20 protein-coding genes are annotated in these 22,862 nt (G+C 55.7%); 6 read left to right on the top strand and 14 right to left on the bottom strand.

Going from position 1 to position 22,862, the window contains the following annotated elements:
* Nucleotides 1-24: 24 nt before the first annotated feature.
* The 6 genes from QZ862_RS05980 to QZ862_RS05955 form a co-directional block, all read right to left on the bottom strand.
* Entirely contained in the window at nucleotides 25-276 is a 252-nt protein-coding gene (locus QZ862_RS05980) for a hypothetical protein (protein ID WP_296080547.1), read from the bottom strand.
* A gap of 114 nt (nucleotides 277-390) precedes the next feature.
* Nucleotides 391-1,605, bottom strand: a complete 1,215-nt coding sequence (locus tag QZ862_RS05975) for a glycosyltransferase family 4 protein (protein ID WP_296098193.1) — start codon at nucleotides 1,603-1,605, stop codon at nucleotides 391-393.
* 164 nt (nucleotides 1,606-1,769) lie between these two features.
* Nucleotides 1,770-3,071 (bottom strand): glycosyltransferase family 4 protein, encoded by a 1,302-nt coding sequence (locus tag QZ862_RS05970; protein ID WP_296098191.1) that lies wholly within the window; start codon nucleotides 3,069-3,071, stop codon nucleotides 1,770-1,772.
* Nucleotides 3,072-3,080: 9 nt separating this feature from the next.
* A complete protein-coding gene (locus QZ862_RS05965) occupies nucleotides 3,081-3,761 on the bottom strand; it encodes a polysaccharide deacetylase family protein (RefSeq protein ID WP_296017426.1) in 681 nt (226 codons plus the stop codon).
* Nucleotides 3,762-3,822: 61 nt separating this feature from the next.
* Nucleotides 3,823-5,172: an O-antigen ligase gene (locus QZ862_RS05960; protein WP_296039659.1), complete on the bottom strand. Its 1,350-nt coding sequence runs from the start codon at nucleotides 5,170-5,172 to the stop codon at nucleotides 3,823-3,825.
* The gene (locus tag QZ862_RS05955; protein ID WP_296098189.1) at nucleotides 5,172-6,641 is read right to left on the bottom strand and encodes a GumC family protein; all 1,470 of its coding nucleotides are present in this window, start codon (nucleotides 6,639-6,641) and stop codon (nucleotides 5,172-5,174) included. The genes QZ862_RS05960 and QZ862_RS05955 overlap by 1 nt, the downstream gene beginning before the upstream one ends.
* A 118-nt stretch (nucleotides 6,642-6,759) precedes the next feature.
* On the opposite strand from QZ862_RS05955, the gene QZ862_RS05950 reads away from it, so the two are divergent.
* Nucleotides 6,760-8,049 (top strand): lipopolysaccharide biosynthesis protein, encoded by a 1,290-nt coding sequence (locus QZ862_RS05950; protein WP_296098186.1) that lies wholly within the window; start codon nucleotides 6,760-6,762, stop codon nucleotides 8,047-8,049.
* Nucleotides 8,046-9,134, top strand: a complete 1,089-nt coding sequence (locus QZ862_RS05945) for a hypothetical protein (RefSeq protein ID WP_296098183.1) — start codon at nucleotides 8,046-8,048, stop codon at nucleotides 9,132-9,134. Before QZ862_RS05950 ends, QZ862_RS05945 begins: the two co-directional genes overlap by 4 nt.
* A gap of 125 nt (nucleotides 9,135-9,259) precedes the next feature.
* On the opposite strand, the gene QZ862_RS05940 is transcribed toward QZ862_RS05945, so the two are convergent.
* The 5 genes from QZ862_RS05940 to QZ862_RS05920 form a co-directional block, all read right to left on the bottom strand.
* Nucleotides 9,260-11,425 carry a glycoside hydrolase gene (locus tag QZ862_RS05940; RefSeq protein ID WP_296098180.1) on the bottom strand — a complete coding sequence of 722 codons (2,166 nt, stop codon included), beginning with the start codon at nucleotides 11,423-11,425 and terminating at the stop codon, nucleotides 9,260-9,262.
* Complete coding sequence (locus QZ862_RS05935; RefSeq protein ID WP_296098178.1) at nucleotides 11,425-12,426, bottom strand: glycosyltransferase; 1,002 nt, start codon at nucleotides 12,424-12,426, stop codon at nucleotides 11,425-11,427. Before QZ862_RS05935 ends, QZ862_RS05940 begins: the two co-directional genes overlap by 1 nt.
* A 178-nt stretch (nucleotides 12,427-12,604) precedes the next feature.
* Complete coding sequence (locus QZ862_RS05930) at nucleotides 12,605-12,829, bottom strand: hypothetical protein (RefSeq protein WP_296017441.1); 225 nt, start codon at nucleotides 12,827-12,829, stop codon at nucleotides 12,605-12,607.
* 302 nt (nucleotides 12,830-13,131) lie between these two features.
* Nucleotides 13,132-13,821 carry an SDR family NAD(P)-dependent oxidoreductase gene (locus QZ862_RS05925; RefSeq protein ID WP_296017627.1) on the bottom strand — a complete coding sequence of 230 codons (690 nt, stop codon included), beginning with the start codon at nucleotides 13,819-13,821 and terminating at the stop codon, nucleotides 13,132-13,134.
* A gap of 15 nt (nucleotides 13,822-13,836) precedes the next feature.
* Nucleotides 13,837-15,387 carry a cryptochrome/photolyase family protein gene (locus QZ862_RS05920; protein WP_296017442.1) on the bottom strand — a complete coding sequence of 517 codons (1,551 nt, stop codon included), beginning with the start codon at nucleotides 15,385-15,387 and terminating at the stop codon, nucleotides 13,837-13,839.
* Nucleotides 15,388-15,971: 584 nt separating this feature from the next.
* Here QZ862_RS05920 and QZ862_RS21305 point away from each other — a divergent pair.
* Complete coding sequence (locus QZ862_RS21305) at nucleotides 15,972-16,286, top strand: BA14K family protein (RefSeq protein WP_363315903.1); 315 nt, start codon at nucleotides 15,972-15,974, stop codon at nucleotides 16,284-16,286.
* 67 nt (nucleotides 16,287-16,353) lie between these two features.
* Here QZ862_RS21305 and QZ862_RS05915 read toward each other — a convergent pair whose 3' ends face one another.
* Nucleotides 16,354-16,983 (bottom strand): outer membrane beta-barrel protein, encoded by a 630-nt coding sequence (locus tag QZ862_RS05915; RefSeq protein WP_296098175.1) that lies wholly within the window; start codon nucleotides 16,981-16,983, stop codon nucleotides 16,354-16,356.
* Between the two features lie 288 nt (nucleotides 16,984-17,271).
* Between QZ862_RS05915 and QZ862_RS05910 the strand changes: the two genes are divergently transcribed.
* Complete coding sequence (locus QZ862_RS05910; RefSeq protein WP_062441777.1) at nucleotides 17,272-17,469, top strand: hypothetical protein; 198 nt, start codon at nucleotides 17,272-17,274, stop codon at nucleotides 17,467-17,469.
* Between the two features lie 126 nt (nucleotides 17,470-17,595).
* Here QZ862_RS05910 and QZ862_RS05905 read toward each other — a convergent pair whose 3' ends face one another.
* Together QZ862_RS05905 and QZ862_RS05900 are read right to left on the bottom strand one after the other, a co-directional pair.
* Entirely contained in the window at nucleotides 17,596-18,783 is a 1,188-nt protein-coding gene (locus tag QZ862_RS05905; protein ID WP_296098172.1) for a Gfo/Idh/MocA family oxidoreductase, read from the bottom strand.
* A 24-nt stretch (nucleotides 18,784-18,807) separates the two neighbouring features.
* Complete coding sequence (locus QZ862_RS05900; protein WP_296017448.1) at nucleotides 18,808-19,860, bottom strand: sugar phosphate isomerase/epimerase; 1,053 nt, start codon at nucleotides 19,858-19,860, stop codon at nucleotides 18,808-18,810.
* Between the two features lie 283 nt (nucleotides 19,861-20,143).
* Here QZ862_RS05900 and QZ862_RS05895 point away from each other — a divergent pair, with 283 nt between their 5' ends.
* Both QZ862_RS05895 and QZ862_RS05890 read left to right on the top strand, forming a co-directional pair.
* Complete coding sequence (locus tag QZ862_RS05895) at nucleotides 20,144-20,836, top strand: superoxide dismutase (RefSeq protein ID WP_296098170.1); 693 nt, start codon at nucleotides 20,144-20,146, stop codon at nucleotides 20,834-20,836.
* A gap of 310 nt (nucleotides 20,837-21,146) precedes the next feature.
* A complete protein-coding gene (locus QZ862_RS05890; protein ID WP_296098167.1) occupies nucleotides 21,147-22,745 on the top strand; it encodes an ABC transporter substrate-binding protein in 1,599 nt (532 codons plus the stop codon).
* Nucleotides 22,746-22,862: the final 117 nt, after the last annotated feature.

The raw sequence follows: 22,862 nt of genomic DNA, 5'->3' as shown, positions 1-22,862 counted from the left end.
AGTCAGCGGTTGAGCATAAAGCCGTCACGCCTCTGGCTCGGTTTGCATTTCCACGAGTTGAGCCAGTTCCTCGCCTGTGATCAATATGTCATGGCCGCCGCGATGGATGTGAAGTTCTGTGCGCGTGGGGCGAAACATGTTGTTGCGCAGAAAGACCAAGGCTCCGTCGAGAGAGTCGAACATTTGGCGATGCGCGACCTCGAAACGCTGCCACAGAACGACCGTCGTGTGACTGTCACCAAACCTGCATCGTGCCTCTTGCGCATCGAAAACCACCCCAGTCCTCCTCGAGGTTGCTATTTTGAAGCAACGCCTCAACGCGCCTATCGTTCAACTGCTACAGGACGTTTTGATTCGAGACAGCCTGCAAGGCCCCCAGCAAAGGCTTCGTCAACGGCGCTTCAGGACGGAGAGATAGAGCGCTGCGGTTTGCTCGCAAATCGTGCGCCAATTGTACCGCGACATGATCTTGCTACCGGTGTCCTGCGCCTCAGTCGGTTTTGGCGAGGAGTCTTGCCGTTCCAGAAGTTTTACGCGCATAGCTCGTGACAGAGCGGATACGTCGCCAAGCGGAAAGTAGGAAGACGGATCCAACTCGAGAGCGACATTTGCTTCGATATCGCTTGCCAACACTGGAAGGCCATATGCCATAGCCTCAAGTAGCGCGATAGGCATGCCCTCATGGCTCGACGGCAGGACGAAAAGGCCTGCATTGGCGAAAAGACCGGCGAGTTGAGCACCCGACTGTGAGCCCGTCAAAACTATGTTTGGATTAGCCTTGGTGCGCGAGCGTAACATCTCAGCATAGCCACTTCGCGCGTCACCACCACCCACCAGAACAAGCTTCGTGTCAGGCAGATCAGCACTCAAGAACGCGTCGATCAGATCTGTCTGACGCTTTTCCGCCACAAGACGTGCCACAAGCAGAACGTAACGACCTCTGGTCAAGTCGAACGTCTCTAGAATGCCATTATCAACCGCACTGAGATCGACCTGAACCCCGTTCGGAATGAACTTGACGTCTCTTTTAAACTTGGCCTGCATGGCGTCGGCTATATGTCTGGCAATAACGATACGCCCCTGCGCAAAGCGCATGCCTGCCCATTCCCCAAGTCGCAGGATTTTCTTATCGACCGCGTTCCACTTTTCCCGATCGTAGTCGTAGCCGTGGTGGGTAAAAACCACATTCAACCCCATCAGACGTGCCAAGGGCGCCACGAGGGAAGGGCCGACAGCGTGAATATGGACGATATCGGGCTTGAGCAGTCTGGCCTTGAAAAGCGCAAAAAGCGTGTGAACGATTGCTTCCAGGCGCATATTGTTCGGCGCCCAGCCGGGATGAACGGTAATGCCACGCCAAAGATATGGTATCTTGCCGGCCACATAATTCTCTCGAGCGAAAACGTGAACTTCCGCTCCCTTATCGACTAAACCTGGAGCGAGTTGCTCGACATGCGTTTCAATACCGCCGGGCACACCCGGCACGCCGCGCAATCCGATAATACAGATACGAACGCCTTCCAGAGTGCAAAACTCGGCCACGGATGTCGTCTTAGCGGACAACGACGCATCCGGCATAAGCTTGTTGGCACCGACGTCGTTCATGACGCTCTTCCTCCCGGGCATCCTACCCTTTACTCAGCTACGCTTGTACCAACAGCTTCAAGCGCCCTCTCCGCGCCCAGGCATGCAATCATTCATCGATCTAAACTTAGTTATCGCTAAAATTCGCTTGTGCCAAGCGGGTTTGAATTCGGATATTACTCCGATTATATTGATAAAATGCTTCCATCAGCGTCGCGTTTGCCTCGTCGGACATCCCTCACGGGATCTGTCGGTCTTGAAACGCCAAGTTCACGATAAAGGTCGAGCGTTCTGTCGAAGAATGCCTGACGCGAAAAATCCTGCTCAACCCAAGCGCGACCGTGCGCGCCCATCTGCTTGCGTTCTGCGGCCGACAGTGCATCCATTTGCGCCAGCACACGAGCCAAGTCGTCGGGATCGCCAGACCTTGCAATGAGGCCTGTATGGTCAGGCTGAATCAGTTCCGGAATTCCGCCTATATCCGTTCCAATGACAGGGCGGCCAAGAGCGTAGGCTTCCAGAAGACTGACAGGCGCATTTTCGTACCACTCCGAAGGCAAAACAAGCGCCTTGGCGCCCGCCACGGTCTCATGCAGCGCCGCACCCGAGAGATAGCCCAGAAACTGCACATCGGCCCCTTCCTCTCGCGCCAGCGCCTGAAGCGATGCCTGTTCCGGACCGGTGCCGGCGACGAGCAGGCGCTTTTTCGCGCGCGCCACCGCACGAATGAGGGTAGCCACACCTTTTTCAGGCGCAAGACGTCCGGCAAAAAGGAAATAGTCGCCTTCGTCGGCCTGAAGGCGCTGTTTGCTGATCGCATGCTCAACGAAGTTGGGAATGTAGACCAGTTTTTCGCTTGGCCAGCCCCACTCCATCAGCTTGTTTCTGTAAAACCGGCTCGGCACGACGAGCCTGTCTATGTGATCACGATAGAGCCGCAGCGCTCGATGAACTGCCGTTTCGACCATCACGAGCCCGCTGAGTGCCACCGAGCCCTTCATGCATCGATGGAGAAGCACGTTATGGATGCGCCCACCTTTACATCTTTCGCAAACACCATCAGGTGCCAGCATCTTGTAGGAGGGACAGGCAAGCTTGAGGTCGTGCACCGTCATCACGGTCGGGATCCCGCGCTGTTTCAGAAGTGGAAAGATCGCAGGCGAGATGTGGTGATAGACATTATGGGCGTGAGCCACGTCCGGCCGAACCCGATCGATCAGTGCGCTGAGGCTGCGTCGAGCCTTGCGAGAATAGATGACCTCGATCCCATGACCTATTTTCGTCAGTATACCGCCCTGATGACCAAATTCGATTTCAGGAACGAAATAAGACGACCATTCCGTCGGCAGGTTGTCCGGATGCTGCATCGAAAAGGGTACGGCTTGCCACCCGGCGCGGGCGAACATGTCCATTTGGTCAAGAAAGATCGCATCCGCGCCACCGCGGCGATAGTGATAATTGTTGATTGCCAGAAGCCTGCCGTTCATTCTTTCTCCCTAGCCCCGAACATGTTCGAGAGCATCACGCACCGGAAGCACGAGGCAATTGCTCGACACCGCGTATCTCACCAATGTGGAAAAGGTCGAAGGCGTGCATCCATAGGGTGTCGGCGTATCGCTGACATCGTGGGTGAAAAAGATGAGCCAGCCCGGATTCTTCACCACCTCATCGATCTGCCGAACCAGTGCCAGAGCGTCCTGTTCCGGTTGGCGGATTTCCATTCCCCATAGAAAGCCGCGATTGACCGTGCCCCGATTGATGCGATCGCCGCCGCCGCGCGCCGTCTGATATCGATCGGCGATGAGTTGCCGATGCCGTAGCGATCCTTGATTATAGGGATAAGCAAAGTTCCGTTTCTTCACCGGGCGCTCAAAGGTGTCGAGCAAGGCGCCGTTGCGATCGAGATTTTCACGTAAGGCGCGTCCTGACAGGGTATGTACGATCTCATGCCCAAAGGTGTGACAACCAAGCTCATGACCCGCCTCAGCAAGCTCGTGGCAGCCTTGGACTGAGATCATATTCCGATCCGGCTCCACCTGATTGAGCAGCCCTCCTGCTATATAAAACGTACCGCGAACACCATATTCCTCAAGGATCCGCGCACCCGCACTCAATGCCGTACAGGGAACATCGTCGAAGGTGAAAGACACGACGGGACGGCGGCAGGTGACAGTCATTGTCGAGGCCGGCAAAGCGCGTACTGCCCTTTCGGCCAAGCGATCGCGCAAATAATTGAGTTTACAGCTGGCCTTGGATAGAAACGCCACGGCTTCCCTCCCTGGCTGCGACGTGTTCTTTTACGAGACTCATCCTCGACTGCAGAACCAATCCGAAAATGGAGATGAGGAAAGCGAAGAACACTGCACTTCCGTTCTGGAAGAAAACAGCCTCCAAGCAGGCGGAGTAAAGCACGCAAAGCCATGTGCGCTGAAACAAGCGAGTCAATGCGGGATCGTTCGACGGTGTTCGGTCAAGGCAGGCTATGGCGCGCATCGGCACCAGGATAACGAGAGCAAGCGCCAGCAACAGCCCTGGAATGCCGGTCGTCAGCAGCGTATCAACGTAAGCATTATGTCCGTTGAACGCTCTGACTGCCCAGTTTTCCAAGGCGGCAGGGCTATGCATCATGTTGGGCGTCTGCCAGAAACCTTGAAAGCCGTAGCCAAAGATCGGCGAACGGGCGATGCCATCGAACGCGACTTTCCATATGTCCGATCGGTTTGTGAAGGTCGGATCGATCCCGAGAGATGCTACGAGGTCACGGAAGTCCGGAAAGAGCGTCGCACCAAGGATCAGCGTGTTAAAGGCTACGATGCCACCGACCGCGATAAACCATCGGGTCCAGCGAAATTTCTCGAATATCCATTGTAGAACGAGGATCATCGGCAACATTGCCGTCGACGATTTTCCGCCCGTGTGAATGAGAAAGAACACGGAGAGGAAGGTTATGGCAATCCCGCTCTTTTTCCAGCCCGCACTGCGAAAGTAGAGTCCGCAAAAGGTGAGTTGCAGTGTCACCGCCGCGGCGAGATTCTTATGCGGGTAATGTCCTCTCCAGTAACCGGCGTTCATTGGCTCAAGCACTTCGGTCGCCTGGTGGATCGACAAACGGGGTAGAAAGAGAACGCCGAAATAGGCAACTCCAAGCGTGATGGACGTTCCATATAGCAGCAGACGCGTGAACTGCTCCTCCGAACGGGGAAGAAGCAGGAACATGCCAGCGTTGAAGAACGTCATGGTCGCGAGGATCGTTCGTTTTATCCCATCGACTGGATAGTCCGACAGAGCGGAGGAGATGAAAAACCAAGATAGAAGCGCGATGATCAGAAGTCTTGGACGACAGATCTGCGCCCGCAGGGGATGAGTCACGGCGACATAGATCGTCAGCGACGTGATCAGCAGGAACGTAATCTGGTTGACGACATTGGAACCGGTCGACCCATCCAGGCCGGCAGCCTGCAATTGCACGAGGTCGATAAACGGATTCGTGGTGATCCAGAAGAACAGGAATACGGCCATGAAGATCGCGACCCTGATCTTTTCATGCTGAGCATTCACCTGCACTGCCGGGACCGTCGTTACCTGCATCACACGATCCGATCGAACCGCCAGTCGTTTCGCCTCAGCTCGATGACGGTGCGGCCCGAGATCACGAAGAACGCACCCAGCAGAAGCCCGGCGATCAGGCCGCCGATTGCCAGCAGTGATGTCGGAGGTGGAAAGCTACGCCTTTCAGGCGGCACCGGTTCAGTCACTATGCGAAGATTGGAAACATTGAGCTGTTCCTGCTCTCCCGTTTCGCCCGCACGCTTCAGGAACGTATCATAGAGTGCGGCCTTTGCTTCGGCATTTCTCTGCAAATCCTGCAACTGAACTTGCGCCGCATCGTCGTTCGATACCCGGCCCTGAGCGTTATTGATCTGGGTACGAAGAGAATCGACAGCACTCTGAGCCTGGTCCATTTCGATCTTGACGCTCTGCAAGACGCGTTCTGTCTCCCGCGCGATTTCGGTTCTGAGAGTCGCAAGCTGCGCGCGTGAAGCGGCGAGCTTGGGATAGCGTTCCCCATAGGTCAGCGCCAACTCGTCATATTGCTGTTTGAGAACCGAATATTGCGAGCGCAGCGTGTCGAGGAGCGGCGAAGATAGAGAATTGGCACCGGCAGCACCATTTGCAGAGGTTTGACTGAGCTTTTTGTAACGGGCCTTAAGGTCCTGCAATCTGGAATTGGCATCGTTCAACTGGGTGTTCAGCTGAGACAGACTTTGAACGTTAACGGAACCTGCGCTGCCAAGATCGAGAAGATTGTTTTTCTGCCGGAACTCCACGACTGCACTGGCGGCCTGTGTCGCGGCATCTCTTAGCTCTTCAAGACGCGTTGCGAGCGCAGTGCTTGCGCTCTTGGCAAAATCGCTGCGCGCCGCCTCAAGTTCCTGTTTGAAGGAGTCGGTGAGTGCCGCCAATATCTTGACCGAGCGCTCCGGATCGCGTGTCCAGAGACTGATGTTGATGAGGTAGGTTCCACCTTCACGGCCGACCTTGATGCGCTTGTCGAGAATTCTCATCGCCGTCAAGGTCTGATCCCCCGGCGGCTGCGGCTTGGACAGGCCGAGCGCCTGCATCAGATTGAAACCGCCTTCGAGCGAAGGATTGAACTCTGGAAGCTGCTGCAACTGCTCTCGCTCGACAGTTTGTCTGAGAACATTACCGGAGTTGAGTAGCAGAATTTTGCTGGAGATGTCGAGGATTTGGGCTTCACTCTGAATGGCAGGAGCCGTCAATTCGTTCGGAAGGACCTGGCCTGAAGGTGGCGGCAACAGGATATCCATCGAAGCCGTATAGCGCGGTTTGGTGAGGACGCCAAAGGCAATGCCCCCCAAAGCGCCGATGATACCGAAGAGCAGAATGATGAAGAGCCCGCGACGCAGCCAAAGAAAGACGTTGCCGGGAGTAATGATCGGGCCGGAGGATGCAGCCGGTCGGTTATCGACGTTTGGGCGCGGCGAAGGCTCCGGCTTTGGGCGCTCGACACGCTTTTGCGTTGGATACTCGTACATGCGCGACTGGCCTCTGTGTCAATCGAAACGAAACATTTTCAGCTTATAGCTCCCATAAACCACACAGACCGCTGAGAAATGGTTTACGCCCTTCCTCTTTCTCGGCACGGAATGAAACATGGCAAGAAACGCACCCGGAAATACATCCAGATTGCTTGGAATGCTCTTGTCCTATAGCGCATCCTCGGCAAGTCTTCTGATTGCTAACGCCGCGCAGCTCATCACGTTCGCGATACTGGCCCGCACGTTCGGTGCCGAAGAGTTCGGTCGTTATGTGTCATTTATTGCCATTACCAGCATCGCCGTTCATCTGTGCGGAATGGGTGCATCGGAATCTCTTGTCCGTCGTGTGCCGCAAGATCCATCCTGCTTCCCGCGTATCTTCGGCCACAGCATCATCCTCAGCGCCGTCAGTGGAGCCGTATTGGTCTCGCTCGGAGTGCTCGTGCTGCCGCACTTCATGCGTTTTGGAGAAACGTCGGGTGCGAATATCTGGATAACCTTTCAGCTGCTTTTGACGAACATCGTCCTGGTGCGCCTGATCATGCTGGGCGAAACGATCTTCCTGGCCCACCGCAGAAACGGCGCGGCCAACGCTTCCATCATGGGCTTTGCGCTTATCCGCACATTGACAGCAGCGCTCGCCTGCCTCGCGTTCAAAGTCGATACGGTCGAGAGCTGGGCAACATGGCAGATGATTTCATATGCGCTGACGCTCGTGCTTTATGGTTCGATCGCCTTCCGCATCGCGCGCCCGGACTACAGGCTGGACCGTCCCGAAATCCGCCTCGGGGTTCTCTTCGCCACTCCGTTTATTTTCCGCGCCTTTCGCCAGAATGTCGACCTTCTGGTTCTCGGCTTCGTGGCCGGTCCCGAAATGGTAGGCAGTTACGGCGTCGCCAGGCGTATCACCGATAGCAGCTATATGGCGGTCGATGCGCTCAACCGGCTCATTTACCCTCACCTTGCCGTGGCCAGCGTCAATGGTATCCATCATGCCTTCAAGCTGACGATGCGTATCCTGGCAATAGCGATCGCTCTCGGACTGGCCGCAGCGCTGTTTATATTCTTCTCCGCCTCTTTCATGCCGCTGATCTTCGGAGCGGAATATGTATCCCTGCCGACGTTTCTTCGGATTTTGGCGCCTCTGATCCTGTTCATCGCAATCTGGTCGGTTGCAGTCGACCTTCTCGGAGCGGCCGGCGAACACGGAGCCCGCGCCTGGGTCTTGAACCTCGCAAACGGCGTCGGCGCACTCGTTATCGGCGTGGCAGCATGGATTTGGCCACCCTACGGAATTTTCATCTCGGCATATATTATCGAATTTAGCATCGTGATCGCTTCATGGCTCGTGGTTAGAGCCTTCGTCGCCCGTTCTATCGCAGCAAGCAAAGAGGTTCAAACATGACGACAAAAGCCACTTCGAAGCTTCGGCCCGCAGAACTTGCTGATATTCCCCAAATGAGCGCGCTTTTCAGCTCGGTGTTTCGACCCAATTCTCAGCCAAAAACGAAAGCGCTTGAAGCCCATCTGTCTCACATCCTGTTCTCACACCCCAATTACACGCCCGAGAACGGCAGCCTCGTCTCCGCCGATGAGACAGGAACATTGAAGACAGTTTTGAACATTATACCGCTCACCTATCGTGTCGGTGAGGAAATCGTTATCTCAAGGCTCGCCTGCGGCTTCACGACTGCCCCCGATGCGAACCCACGGGCAGCAGCGGCCGTGTTTTTGAGCGCGCGCCCAAAGGCGGACAATATCCTCTTCACAGACAGCGGCGCCCCCATCGCCGTGGCCCACTTCAAGGCAATCGGAGGGATAGAGCTGCAGGTGCAAGCGCTGCGCTGGTACAAAATGTTCAAACCCGTACCGGCGCTGATCAGCTTTCTCAGAATGAAATTGTTCGACCGCTTTCCGCGCTTCATCAGCCGTGGCCAGCTTCCTGATAACAGCCTTGCGAAAGATGTGAAGACCCCAGACGGACACAGTGTGGTGGAGGCAACTCCCGCTGTCTTTGCCGACTACGCCAACCGCTATCTGGCACGCTATGTTGTCGCCCCCGTGTATGACGAAACCTACGTGTCTTGGGCAGTCAGTGCCTCCGCTGGAGAGGACGGACGGGGCAGGCTGATGCTGGCACAGGTCCAGGATAAAAACGGCAACATAGTCGGCGTCTTCTCATTTGTGGGCGAAATGGGCGGCTCAGCGCAGATACTCGATCTTCTTTACGCAGACAGCGCTCAGGATGCCGTTGTCGATGCCGCCTTGCTGGCCTTGCAGCAATCGGGCTTTACCTATGCCTGCTCGCAGGCAAGACCCGAAATGATCCGCTCCCTCTCCCGCTACCGCCGCATCTGGTACCGCTACTTCACCGGCATCTCCGCGACCTGCCGCTCTGCGTTGTTCAAGGATGCTATGGTAAGTGGCCAAGCTTATTTTGGTGGGCTTGGCGGTGAAGGTTGGACACGTCTGACGCGCGATTTCTACTAAACCGCCTTGAAGCATATCGTTCTCGCAAAGGCATGAAGGGCGTATCTGGACGATCGCGATCCGCTTCAGCCTTTGCGGATTAAAAACTCCGAGCGCACGGGCTTTTCTAAAGATCGCTGCGCGCTTTATTCCGCTCTTTCCACAAGGAAGTAGGTCGTCGGACCATTTGGCGTATCGTTCGACAATTGTATCGTCTCGCCGCTCTTTGCGGTTGCTACAGGGGGCCGAACCCGTCCATCCAGACCGACGGGCGAAACCTTGAAGGTGCCAGGGCCCTCAAATCGGATACCAACCGTCATGCGCCTGATCAGCACAGGCAGATGACCGAAATTTTCGATGACGTGTTGATCGGCATCGCGAAAGCGCATGCCGGAATTGCGCGCATCAGATGCCAGGATCAAAAGCTGGCGTTTGCTCTGTCCCAAGGGCACACCGTCCAGAGAGGATAGCGACAGTAGCCCTCTCCCGTCCGCCTTTTTAACACTGATCGTTCCGAGCTCGACGCCATCTCCTACTTTGTCGAAAGCCACCGCCTCCGTCATCGACGTTCTCAAAGCCAGCGCCTTTGCGGCAGCGTCCAGTTGCAGCTCACCGGTCTGGCTTACAACGTTGCCATTGTCGAGATCGGACGGGCTGGAGGGGTCGAGGCGTCCTGCTTGCTTGAACTCTGCCACGATCGCCATCGGCGTCTCGCCCTCTCGCGCGGGATCGACAGCCACAACACCCGGCTTCGCCTCAGCAATCGATTGAAGGCCGATAGCCCCGAGAAGACCAAGGCGCGTCAAAAGCTCGGGCTCCATATCGTTGACGCCCTGAGGCAGGCCCTTCTGCCCATCCACCAGGAACGGGATATCGAGCGGCGCGCTCTTGGCATCGCCACGACGAAAGACGAGCGCTGATAGCGTCTCGCCAGCCCGCGCCACGGGGTCGAGTGCAATCGTGTAGGGCAGTATCTGCTTTTTAAATTTAAAATCTTCGCCATAAGCGAGAACGATCGGACCGTGCGCGTGCCTGCACAAAACGTCCCATCCCTGCAAGGCCGCAAAAGCGGGTGCGGCAAGACCTGCTTCGTAGCGATAAGCGTTCCAGAACAGATGATCATATTCGGTGATGACGAATGGGCGGCCGAGCCAGCGCGCAGCGCCCACCGTTCTCAGATAGCGCAGCCCATCTTCCAGCGAACTTTTACCCTCAATGCTCGTGCCCGGCTCGTAGGAGCCGACCCAATCATGATAGGTGTTCATCGCCACGGCATCCTGGATGCTGCGGCTGATACCAGTCTGGATCGTCGGCCAGTTATTGTAAGGCAAGACGATGCCGCGAAAGCCAAGATCGCGCAGCGCCTTGGTCATGCGGCGTGTGGCATTCTGCTCCACGTCGATGAAGAAAGATTGCAGGTCGCGCGTCCGTTCGCTACGTTCGTTGCGGTTCGTTGGCAGCGCAACGGAACGGTCTTCCAGGCTACCCTCTTTCGTCCACCAGCCCCATTTCTGTTTTAACGCGTCGTCGCTGCCATATTTTTTCAGCAGCCAGTCATTGAAAAGCGGTCGAAGCTGCTTCTGAAAAGCGCTGCCCCGAACGCCCTCCTGCACCATGGAATCGAATTCCAGACCGTTTTCGTTGAAGGGAACGATGGCGACGAGCGCCGGATCGCGAATAGGGGCGATGCCGGTATAGGGATTAACCTTGCTGAAGAAAGCCTTCTGGAACGTCAGCCAGTGATTAAAACCCTCGTCACCAATCTGCGCATCGACTTTCAGGTCGCCTTTCAGATCCCAACGGTCATCGTAGCCACCATAGGCCCCACGGGTGGAGCTCAAACCGTCCATGATCCAGTAGATGCCGTTTCGCTTCAGCGCTGCCATGAAGTAATGGACGCGGTCCAGCACCTGCGGATCGAAGTCGAAATCCTTGCTGCGGTCCGCCATCAGTGCGGCATCGACATAATGAAAACGAGCTATGTTGTAGCCATGTCTTTTGAGCTGAAGCGCATAGCGGTCTGCTGCATCGTGATCGGGAAATCCACCGGACGCTGGACTGAGCGCGAGTGAGGCACACAGAAAACGCTGCGGCTTGGTGGCGTCGTTCGCCATTGCAAGTTTGCCAGCGGGATTAATGATGATCCGCGTGTTCTCGTCGATCTTTGTTTCTGGAAGAATGCTTGAAAAATCAAGCGGGCTGCCGGCTTGAACTTCAAGCGACGTTTCTCGCACAGCGAGCCATTCTTCGGCATAGGCTGGCCGGATCAGAAGAAGCGAGGCGACCAGTGACCAAAGAAGGCTTTTTTTCATCAGGGCTTCAACAACTTGCTTTCGATCCAATCGGTGGGATTTCGTCTAGGCGCAAAAAGGCCAAACGGCAGTGCTGCGGCATGAAAGCACCACGCAACGATGGCGTAAAGGCCAAGCGAGACGCTTTTTTTCTTGAGCATCATCACCAGAACCGGCAACAGCAGCACAACGGCAAAGCCTGATAGCCAAGCCGGATGGAAAATGCCGCCGATCAAAAAAACGATTAGCAGCGCCCACCAGACGTATACCCCAAGCCAGAGCTTCATCTCCGGATTTTCTTGGATCACAGCCTTCAATCGGCCCTGTCGCCACGCCGCTCGCAGAAGCTCTCCAGTGCCTAACAGATACTTGGTGGACCAGCGCCGTGTCAGCAGAATATAGGAATTGATACTGTGGCCGAAGTGATCGACATAGCGGCGATCCAGAAGATACAGCGTCCAGCCACGCAGACGAAGGCGTTGCGCGAGATCGAACTCCTCGAAAGCGTGAAGATTGCGGTCGGAGAAATATCCTGCCTCTTCAATGGCCACCCGGCGATAAATGCCTCCGCCATTGAGACGATCGCGAACGCCGTGCTTGACCTGCGAAGCAATTCTCTGGACCCGACGTGTGAACTCCAGATTGTCCAGATTGACCTCGTTGATGTCGCCACTGACACCGGCGACACGCGGATTTTTATCTAGATAATCGAACGCCTCTGGCAGGAAGGTCGGATCCAGCAGCATATCGCCGTCCATCAGACAGATGAATTCACCCTTACTGTATTGGAAGCCCAGTTGCGGACCGACACCGCAACTGGCTGTGGCAGGCGCTTGGATCTGTGCAACAATAACAGGATATTTAGACGCGATCTCGACTGTTCTGTCGCGCGAACCACTATCCGCAACAATGATTTCGCTTTCGGCGTCAGGCAGGGCTTTCAGGGCGGCGATGACACTTTCAATCGCTGCGCCGATGCGCTTTTCTTCGTTGAGCGTCTTAAGAATGACCGATAATTTCACAGCCGCATCCATACATGTCACAGGGCATGAAAAGCATACTCGCGCGAGAGAAAATTTTAATCAGATATTGCTCATATGCTTAATATCCGGAAGATTGGCTTAAGCGCTTCTTCAGGCTATGGCAACCATACGACAATGCCACGGAGCTTTGACCGGCGAGCGAGGACTGCGACGGTCGTCAATGGAGCGTTCCGCTATGGGCGGATTTTTCCATGTAGAGCTGCAGAAGCGTCATGGCCTGTTGCAAGATCAACTCCAGCGCCCCAAAATTGTCCGGTGACGGCTGGCCGCTTTCGCCTTCGATCATGGCGGCCATTGCGCGAAAATTTTCGACAAGACGCACTTCCCCCTCTTCTTCTGCATGCTCTGCCGCATCGGAAAGAGCTTCCGTTATAGTGCTCATTATGGCCTGTCTCTCACCATAATTCATTTCGGGCAAGGATTTTGGTGCCGACTGCATGGTCCACCTCCGCGAGCGCGCGCTCAATCCGTCCTTGCGGACGCATCGGCCTTTACGCATTGTTCGATTGGAATTCAAAGTGGGAAGATGGGGGCGCGGATTGCAAGACGCAAGTCATGACAGCGATGCCGCCTACGCATGGCGCACTCGCCACGCCGCAAGACGACCTCCGACGAACGGCATCGGATAAACGAGGTAAGGCGGGGAGGATTTGCGAACGCAGAAACCCCTTAGCTACCCAGACCCTACCACTCGATGCTCGATCCGTCATATGCGAAAAAATTGCCGCTCTGCTCCGGCTGAAGCCCGTCAAGAACCGCCAACATCTTGGCCGCGCTCTCCTCTGGGCGAAAACGCTCGCGGCCGCTTGAGTAGTCTTCGCTGAGACCGGTTGCAACCGTTCCTGGGTGGAGAGCGGCCAGCACCGATTGTGAGTGGGTGCGAGCAAATTCAATAGAGGCGGTGCGAATGATCTGGTTCAGGGCCGCCTTGGATGCACGGTACGATATCCAGCCACCAAGATGATTGTCACCTATAGAACCCACACGTGCGGATAAAAACGCGATCAGACCGCGTTCGCGTTTTACCATCTTCGTAGCGAAGTGTTTCAGGATGAGCGCAGGGCCAAGCGCGTTCAGCGCAAACTGTTTCATCATCGCGTCTGGATGAAGTTGCTTAAGCGCCTTTTCAGGCCCGACGCCGTCGATGGTGAGAGCGCCGGTGGCACAAAATATAAGATGAAACTCGCCTTCCAATTGCGCAGCGGCATCCCGAACACTTGCCTCATCAGTAATGTCGAGGCCATCTTCGGAGCGCGAGAGGGTAGCGATCTCGGCACAGCGACCATACTGGCGCAATGCCTCGGACACAGCGGAACCTATTCCGCCGCTTGAACCGATAACAAGTGCCCGAAACCCCTCGGGAAGCGAAGTCATGACCATCGTGAACTCCTAAACAGGTTCTGCGTCATCGAGTTTCTTCAAGAATGCTCGCGCAGCGGACTTGTAAGCCTTGTGTTGCTCGCCCTTCATCCGCCGCCACGTCGCATAGGGCTGAGCGAGACGCCGGTTTCCGCCAAGCTTCTCGCTGTTTCTATCGAGGAAATCCCAGTACAGCGAATTGAACGGGCACGCGCCCTCTTCCGTCTTTTTGCGCACATCGTAATGACAGGTTTCGCAGTAGTCCGACATGCGGGAAATATAGGCGCCACTCGCGGCGTAGGGCTTTGACCCAAGCAAACCGCCATCGGCAAACTGGCTCATTCCAATCACATTCGGCAGTTCAACCCACTCAAAGGCATCCGCATACACCTCCAGATACCATTGATGCACGGCATGTGGGTCGAGGCCTGCCAAAAGGGCGAAATTGCCGGTAATCATCAACCGCTGGATATGATGCGCATAGGCATTTTGGATGGTTTCGCCGATTACCGTCGAAAGGCAGTTCATTTTGGTTTTGCCGTCCCAGAAAAAGGATGGGAGCGATCGCGATGCGTCGAAGAAATTCCGCGCTGCATAGTCCGGCATGAAATGCCAGTAAATCCCGCGCATATACTCACGCCAGCCGATAATCTGTCGAATGAAGCCTTCCACGGCATTGAGTGGTGCCTCACCCTCTAGAAAAGCGCGCTCCGCCCTGCGGCAGATATCAAGGGGATCGAGCAGACCGAGATTGATGTAGAAAGACAAAAGCGAGTGGTTGAGAAATGGATCGCTGGTCAGCATGGCGTCCTGCGTTTCGCCGAAATTGGGCAAGAAATGCTCAATAAAACCGTCCGCCGCACGCTCGGCATCCGGTTGCGTCACCGCAAATGCAAAGCCCTCCGCCTCACCCATATGATCGGCAAAGCGCCCATCAATCAACGTCATCACCTGTCGCGTCACGCCGTCAGGCGGAAAATGCAAGTGAGACGGACGGAAGAGATCTGGCTTGGCCGGTTTTCGATTTTCTGCATCGAAGTTCCACCGTCCTCCCACCGGCTTATCGCCCTCCATGAGAAGTCCTGTCTTTCGCCGCATGTCGCGGTAAAAGAATTCCATCCTCAGCTCGCGCCGTCCCTCGGCCCAATTGGCGAACTCCTCCCTCGAACAGAGAAAACGACTGTCGAGGCGTATCTCCACTGGCAAGTTGAAGGACGTTTCCCACTCTGACATTGCCTGCGATACCCGAAACTCGCCTGGTTCGGTGACAATTACTCTTTCCGGTTTAGTCTCTTTGACTGCACGCTTCAGCTCGTTCGTGAAGCTCCCAGAGTTGGCCTCATCATCCAATTCGATGTAGCGAACATCGAATCCTTTACCGCGTAACTCTTGTGCGAAATGGCGCATGGCAGACAGGATCAGGACGATCTTCTTGCGATGGTGCCGAACATAAGTCGTTTCTTCATGCACCTCGCACATGAGAATTATATCTCGGCCCGGATCGGCCCCCTCCAGACTTGAAATGGAGTGGGACAATTGATCGCCAAGGATGAAGATGAGATTACGATAGCGCTGTTTCATCGCCGCAGAACGTCAGGACGCCACGTCCCGTTCCCAATGTAAATCGGCACCGGCTGATTTTAGAAGTTTAGCTTTCGTCACCACTAAAAAAAGTGTGCTGCCTCTCATGTCGTCTCAATGACCGGCACCTTTACGCGAAAAAGAAACAAGCCGCTATAGACGAGGCAAACCGACGAGAATTGAGACGGCCCAAACGAGCGTCGCATCCTTGTGGCTGGAGAATGTCACAACCGTATCGAATGAGCGATTGCCACCAGCAAACAATTCATACAGCCGATGACGAGAAGAGCGACAATAGGGTTGAATGCGCGTATGGGAACCCCAAAAAAATCCTCCGCGCCTGACGCGTCGTCTCCGTTGATGGTCCAGAGTCGCGACCACATGGACGTGATAGCAAAGCTACCGACTAAGCCCCCATGCGCCTTTTGATGTTTTGATACTGGCGGCCCCCGCTCGAATCACCAAGGCAAAGGCAGCAGAAAGTAACAATCACCGCCACGTGAATTCTAAGACTTCGTTAACAGCGGAACCAAAGCAGGCTTCGCTACGTTGCTTTTTCGAGATACGGAAAAGGAACTTCCAAAATGTCAAGATCAGGAAACATAAAATCCGTAGTTTTTTTTGCAGCAGCATTTGTATGCGCCGCGAATAGTCCATCGCTCGCTCTGAGCGTTATCAATCCCGCCTATGTGAGCGAAGCGTCCGCGGAAGAAGGCACGAACGTTTCCGTGTCCGCATTCAGCAATGGCGGCGCGACGAAAGGCAGCGGAGCTCTTCTTCTTTCTGCCGAAGAGGTCCAGCATATCCGCTGGTGCGCAACGCGCTACCCATCCTACCACGCATCAGACAACACTTTCGCCAACGCATCTGGCGTACGGACCGTGTGCCACTCCAAGTAAGGCAGGCGCGTTTCGCCCGCCCTGCTTGAAGACACCTTATTGGCAGGTTTCAATACCGCCAATAACCTTAGAAGTGGTAGTTAAGACCGCCCTTAACAACGTTGTCGCTGATGTCGGTACGCGATGTCGTCGAGCCCGAGAAGGTCCGAACATCGTTCGTTGCAACGTAATTATATTCGACCTTGCCAGATATCTGCTGATTGAACTTGTGCTCAATACCTGCGCCGAGAAGGTAGCCTTCCTTCATGCCGTCGGGACCGATCACATTATCGCCGTCGCGAAGGCTTGTAACGGTTAGACCAGCGGTACCGTAAATTAGCGTGTCGTCCATCTTAACGCCAGCCTTTGCCTTGGCAGCAACGCGCCAACGCTCGCGCAGATTTCCGTTCGGGACAGATACGCGTGTATCACCCAAATGCGTCGCCTCAAGTTCACCACCCACGACTGCACCGCCGAGATCGTAGTTGTAGCCGCCCTGAACGCCCAGAGCCAAACCTTTGCCGTCACGGAAAGGGTTCGCGCTTGGCATAGCGGCACCGATATGACCGCCTGCGTACGCACCCGTCCAGGACGAGCTTGCAGGCTCGTTATAGGCGGGAGGTGCCTCATAAGACGATGTGAGGTCTGCAGCGACGACCGGGCTTGCGGCCAAAAGTGCTACAGCGGCAACATTATAAGATCTGAATTTAAAGGACATTATCAACTCCATACAAGTCCACGTGCCTCCTGAGCGGGAGGCGTCATTCCGAAAGCAACCGTAGACAGCGCCTGTCTGATTGCCGTTATGGTCAACATAATCGCGAAGGTATGGCGGAAAAAGAAACTTGGTTAGAATTTAGCTAAAACTTTAACGGCATGGCTAACAGGGGGTTAACGAAAAATTACGATTGGCGTCCGTTGGACGAAGTGGCGCTACGCAAGCAAAATGGGAACCAATGGAGCGGGCTTCTGTTTACTTGGAGAACCCCAAACGAAGGAGCGTACCATGCCAAACCGTGATCCATTGGACGAATCCACGATCGACAGTCCGCGTGGTCCTACATCGACACCGGGCATTCCCGACCGAGTTCAGGAAAAGCCGCCAGTGCCCCCTGTGAAGGATCCGGGCGATACGAAGAACCCCAACGATCCGACCCTCAACCCCGCACTCCTGCCAATAGGCGATCCAGCGGGCGCTGCCTGAGGACATAGTAATTCAGCAAACCGCCGTGCGAGGCTGTCGCACGGCGGTTTTTGTATTTAGACATGGTCGATACGATCGACACAGAACTGTCGGTCAAGATACCAACCTGAAAAATCGCGGAACGCGTCAGAGCTTGACCCAGTTGCCGTTGTCCTTGGACGAACGAATGCACGCATCGACAAAGGCAACGCCTTTCACACCATCGTCCACGGTCGGGTAGATGACGGCCTTGTCGAGTTCAGAACCGTTGCGGCGTGCGTCAATCGCATTGGCCGCCTCCGAATAGATCGTCGCGAAGGCTTCTAAGTAACCTTCCGGGTGGCCAGACGGAATGCGCGTGACACGGGATGCCGCATCCCCTGCGCCGGCGCCACCGCGGGTGATCAGCTGCTTCGGCTCTCCCAGTTTGGTGAACCACAGATAGTTGGGATCGGCCTGGGTCCACTCCAGTCCGGCCTTGGTACCGTATACACGAACCTTCAATCCGTTTTCGTGGCCAACCGCGACCTGGCTGCACCACAAAAGGCCTTTGGCCGCCTGTTTGCCGTCCTTCGCCTTGAAGCGAAGCATGACATGCGCATTGTCATCAAGACGTCGGCCCTCGACAAAGGTGTGTACATCGGCAGCCAGCTCATCGAGCTCAAGTCCGGAGATGAAACAACCGAGGTTGTAGGCATGGGTGCCGATATCGCCGGTGGAGCCGCCAGCACCAGACTGTGCGGGGTCCGTTCTCCACACCGCCTGTTTGGCTCCGGTCTGTTCGATCGGCTCTGCCAGCCAATCCTGCGGATACTCCATCTGCACCAGACGAATATCGCCAAGCGCGCCGCTTTCCACCAGTTCGCGCGCGTGCCGCACCATGGGGTAGCCGGTGTAGTTGTGTGTGAGCACGAAGAGCGCGTCAGCTGTGTCCGCAACCTCTTTCAGCTTTCTGGCGTCTTCGAGATTGGAGGTCAGCGGCTTGTCGCAGATGACGTGGATGCCACGCTCCAGAAAGGCCTTGGCCGCCGGAAAGTGCACATGGTTCGGCGTAACGATCGCGACAGCATCGATACCATCGTCGCGCGCCGCTTCCTTCTGCGCCATTTCCTCATAGGAGCCGTAGCAGCGGTCTTCATCCAGACCGAGTTCAAGACCGGACGCCTTCGACTTCTCCGGCGTCGACGATAGCGCGCCTGCCACCAGTTCGAAGCGGTTGTCGAGACGCGCTGCCATGCGGTGAACGCCGCCAATGAAAGCGCCGCTGCCACCGCCGACCATGCCGAGGCGGATACGCTTGGACGCCTTGTCGGTCGTTTTTCCTTCAATTGCCATTTTCAAATCCTCGAAATCGTTCTGTTACAAGCCGAGCATGCGCCGGTTGGCCGCGTCATCCGTACCGCTGGAAGCGAAATCGTCGAAGGCCTTCTCCGTCACCCGGATGATGTGCGCCTTGACGAACTCCGCGCCCTCACGTGCTCCGTCCTCAGGATGTTTTAGTGCGCACTCCCATTCGACCACGGCCCAGCCGTCAAAATCATTGGCCGCCATTTTGGAGAAGACGGCACCGAAATCGACTTGCCCGTCGCCGAGCGAGCGGAAGCGGCCTGCACGGTTGACCCAACCTTGGTAACCGCCGTAAACGCCCTGGCGTCCCGTCGGGTTGAACTCCGCGTCCTTGACGTGGAACATCTTGATGCGGTCTTTGTAGATGTCGATATTGTCGAGATAGTCCAGGCACTGCAGCACGTAGTGCGACGGATCGTAAAGCATGTTGGCGCGGCTGTGATTTTTCACACGCTCAAGGAACATCTCGAATGTTACGCCATCATGCAGGTCCTCGCCTGGATGAATTTCATAGCAGACATCGACGCCCTGTTCGTCTGCGAAGTTCAGGATAGGTGTCCAGCGTCTTGCAAGTTCGTCGAACGCCGTTTCTACAAGGCCAGCAGGACGCTGCGGCCATGGGTAGATGAAAGGCCAAGCGAGTGCGCCCGAGAATGTCGCATGCGCATCGATGCCGAGATTGCGTGACGCCTTCAGCGCAAGTTTGACCTGCTCAACCGCCCATTCCTGCCGCGCCTTCGGATTGCCGCGCACTTCGGGTGCAGCAAAACCATCGAAGGCTTCGTCATAGGCGGGGTGTACCGCGACCAGCTGGCCCTGAAGATGGGTGGAAAGTTCCGTGACTTCGACGCCATTCTGCCGTGCAACGCCGGCGAATTCGTCGCAATAATCCTTGGATTCGGCGGCCTTTTTCAGGTCAATCAACTGGCTTGCCCATGTTGGCACCTGAACGCCGGCATAGCCTTTTTCAGCGGCCCATTTTGTGATCGCGTCCCAGCTATTGAAGGGTGCGGCATCTCCCGCGAACTGACCCAGAAACAAACCGGGACCCTTGATCGTCTTCATCTCTGACTTCCTCCTGTATCGATACAGTTGAACGGACCGAGCCTCCGCCGCACAACCGCGGACAAGCTAACCGCTCCAGAATTTCGTGCAACCCTGAATGTCGCATCCGCCGCTATTAAATGCACCCAAGCGACAAGTGCTCCTAGAGCGGACGGGCTTATGCGGAGGCGAAGCGATAACAAGTTCGGGAGCGTCTCTCAAATGACGCCTCCAGAGGAAACCTTTCCGCAACTGCTTCGGTTAACGGGGCTTGACCTCTCGCGATCAGGAGCTTTGAACCGCCATGATACTGACCAGACGCACAGTCCTTGCAGCAGGAGCGGCCTCCGCTGTCGCCACGGTTCTTTCAACGCCGTCCATTGGCCGCGCCGCAGTTCCTTTCGAGCAGCCCTCACTCCCGTTCAAGGAGGATGCGCTGGCACCGCATATTTCGGCAAAGACAGTGGGTTTGCATTACGGAAAGCACCATAAGGCTTATTTCGACAAACTCAACACGCTCGCAAAGGGCACGCCTTATGCTGACATGAAACTCGAGGAGATCGTGACAGCGTCCTACGGCAAGCCCGCAGACAAAAAGATCTTTAACAATGCCGCTCAGGCGTGGAACCACATTTTCTACTGGGAGCAGTTCGTCCCGGGCGGCCCGAACAGACCTGAGGGCAAAACGGCGGACGAGATCAACACGGCATTCGGCAGCTATGACAAGTTCATCGAAAAGGCTGTGACCGCGTCCGATGAAGTTTTCGGCACAGGCTGGGTATGGCTTACCAGAGATGACGCCAACAAACTTGCGCTAGTGGGATACGAAGACGGAAACAATCCTGTAGCCGTTGGTCGCCCAGCTTATCTCGGCATCGATATCTGGGAACATGCCTATTATGTCGATTACGAGAACCGAAAGCCTGCCCACATCAAAGCCGTATTGGAAAACTTGATAAACTGGCGCTTCGTCGGCGAGAAAATGTCTGCGGCGTAAAGTTTCTTTGGCAAATCCAAGGCCAAGCCCCGATGTAAATCATAGACGCCCTGCTTTCAGCGGGGCGTTTTGACATGAGTGAGCGTAAAGGACGATAGGAGGATATACCGCTTTTAAGCATTTCAACGATCATAACATTCTAATCGCGCCGCCTAAAATAGCATCAGATCGCGATAAGTTGATTATTTCATCAAAAATCATATGAATCGTTTCAGGTGTCCGCTTGAGTATGTAAAGACTTTCTTATAACGACGATCAGTCGGCATCCGCGGGACAAGCGAGCCGGTTACAAAAAATTGGGAGCTCACATATGAGATACAAACTTAGCATCATCGCCGCAGCCTTGCTTTCGGCGACGTGCTTTGCAAACGTGGCAAGCGCGAAGACCTTCGTTTACTGCTCCGAAGGTTCGCCAGAAGGCTTCGATCCAGGCCTCTACACCGCCGGCACCACCTTCGACGCCGCTGCGCACACCGTGTACAGCCGCCTGCTGGAATTCGAAAAGGGCACCACGAAGCCAGTACCAGGCCTCGCCGAGAGCTGGGAAGTTTCGAAGGATGGCAAGGAGTACACCTTCAAGCTGCGTCCTGGCGTCAAATTCCAGACCACGGAGTTCTTCACCCCGACCCGCGAACTGAACGCCGATGACGTTGTTTTCTCCATCGAGCGCCAGATCAAGACCGACAATCCATGGCACCAGTATGTTCCGGGCACGTCCTGGGAATACGCAGCCGGCATGGGCTTCCCTGAACTGATCAAATCGGTCGAAAAGGTCGACGACATGACGGTCAAGTTCACGCTGAACCGCCCGGAAGCTCCCTTCCTTGCAAACCTCGCAATGCCTTTCGCTTCGATCGTTTCGAAGGAATACACCGACAAGCTCGCCGCTGAAGGCAAGCAGGCAGAGTTGAACCAGAAGCCGGTCGGCACTGGTCCGTTCGCTTTCGTCGGCTACCAGCAGGATGCCGTCATCCGCTACAAGGCCAACAAGGACTACTGGGGCGGCGCACCGAAGATCGACGATCTCGTTTTCGCCATCACCACCGACGCTGCCGTTCGCTACCAGAAGCTCAAGGCTGGCGAATGCCACCTGATGCCTTACCCGAACGCTGCCGACGTCCAGTCCATGAAGTCGGATTCGAACCTCAAGGTTATGGAGCAGGAAGGCCTTAACGTCGCCTACCTCGCCTACAACACCACTCAGGCTCCGTTTGACAAGCCGGAGGTGCGCAAGGCGCTGAACAAGGCCATCAACAAGAAGGCCATTGTCGACGCAGTCTTCCAGGGCATGGCAACACCTGCCAAGAACCCGCTGCCGCCGACCATGTGGTCCTACAACGACAAGGTCGAGGACGACGCCTACGATCTCGACGCCGCCAAGAAGATGCTGGCAGATGCCGGCGTGAAGGACCTTTCCATGAAGGTCTGGGCAATGCCGGTTTCGCGTCCTTACATGCTGAACGCCCGCCGCGCTGCTGAAATCATCCAGGATGATTTCGCCAAGATCGGCGTCAAGGTTGAAATTGTCTCTTACGAGTGGGCCGAGTATCTCGACCGCTCCAAGGCCAAGGATCGTGACGGCGCCGTTATGCTCGGCTGGACCGGCGACAATGGCGATCCGGACAACTTCCTTGACACGCTGCTCGGCTGCGAAGCTGTTGGCGGTAACAACCGTGCACAGTGGTGCAACAAGGAGTTCAACGATCTGGTGAAGAAGGCCAAGGTTACGACCGATCAGGCCGAGCGCACCAAGCTCTACGAAGAAGCTCAGGTCGTCTTCAAGAAAGAAGCGCCTTGGGCCACGCTCGACCACTCCCTGTCTATCGTGCCGATGCGCAAGGAAGTAACCGGCTTCGTACAGAGCCCGCTGGGTGACTTCACGTTCGAAAACGTCGACATCACCGAGTAATCGCTGCACCCGAATAGAATTGCCGCGCATCTCTTAAAAAGGTGCGCGGCACTTCCTTTATGCGGCACTTATAAAACATCAATAAGCAGGCAAAAAACTGCCTCGTGCCAGAGCATA

Source organism: uncultured Agrobacterium sp., assembly GCA_913777615.1.
Classification (GTDB): domain Bacteria; phylum Pseudomonadota; class Alphaproteobacteria; order Rhizobiales; family Rhizobiaceae; genus Agrobacterium.
The sequence above is the reverse complement of the archived record's forward strand: the minus strand, read 5'-3'. Positions and strand labels throughout refer to the sequence as shown.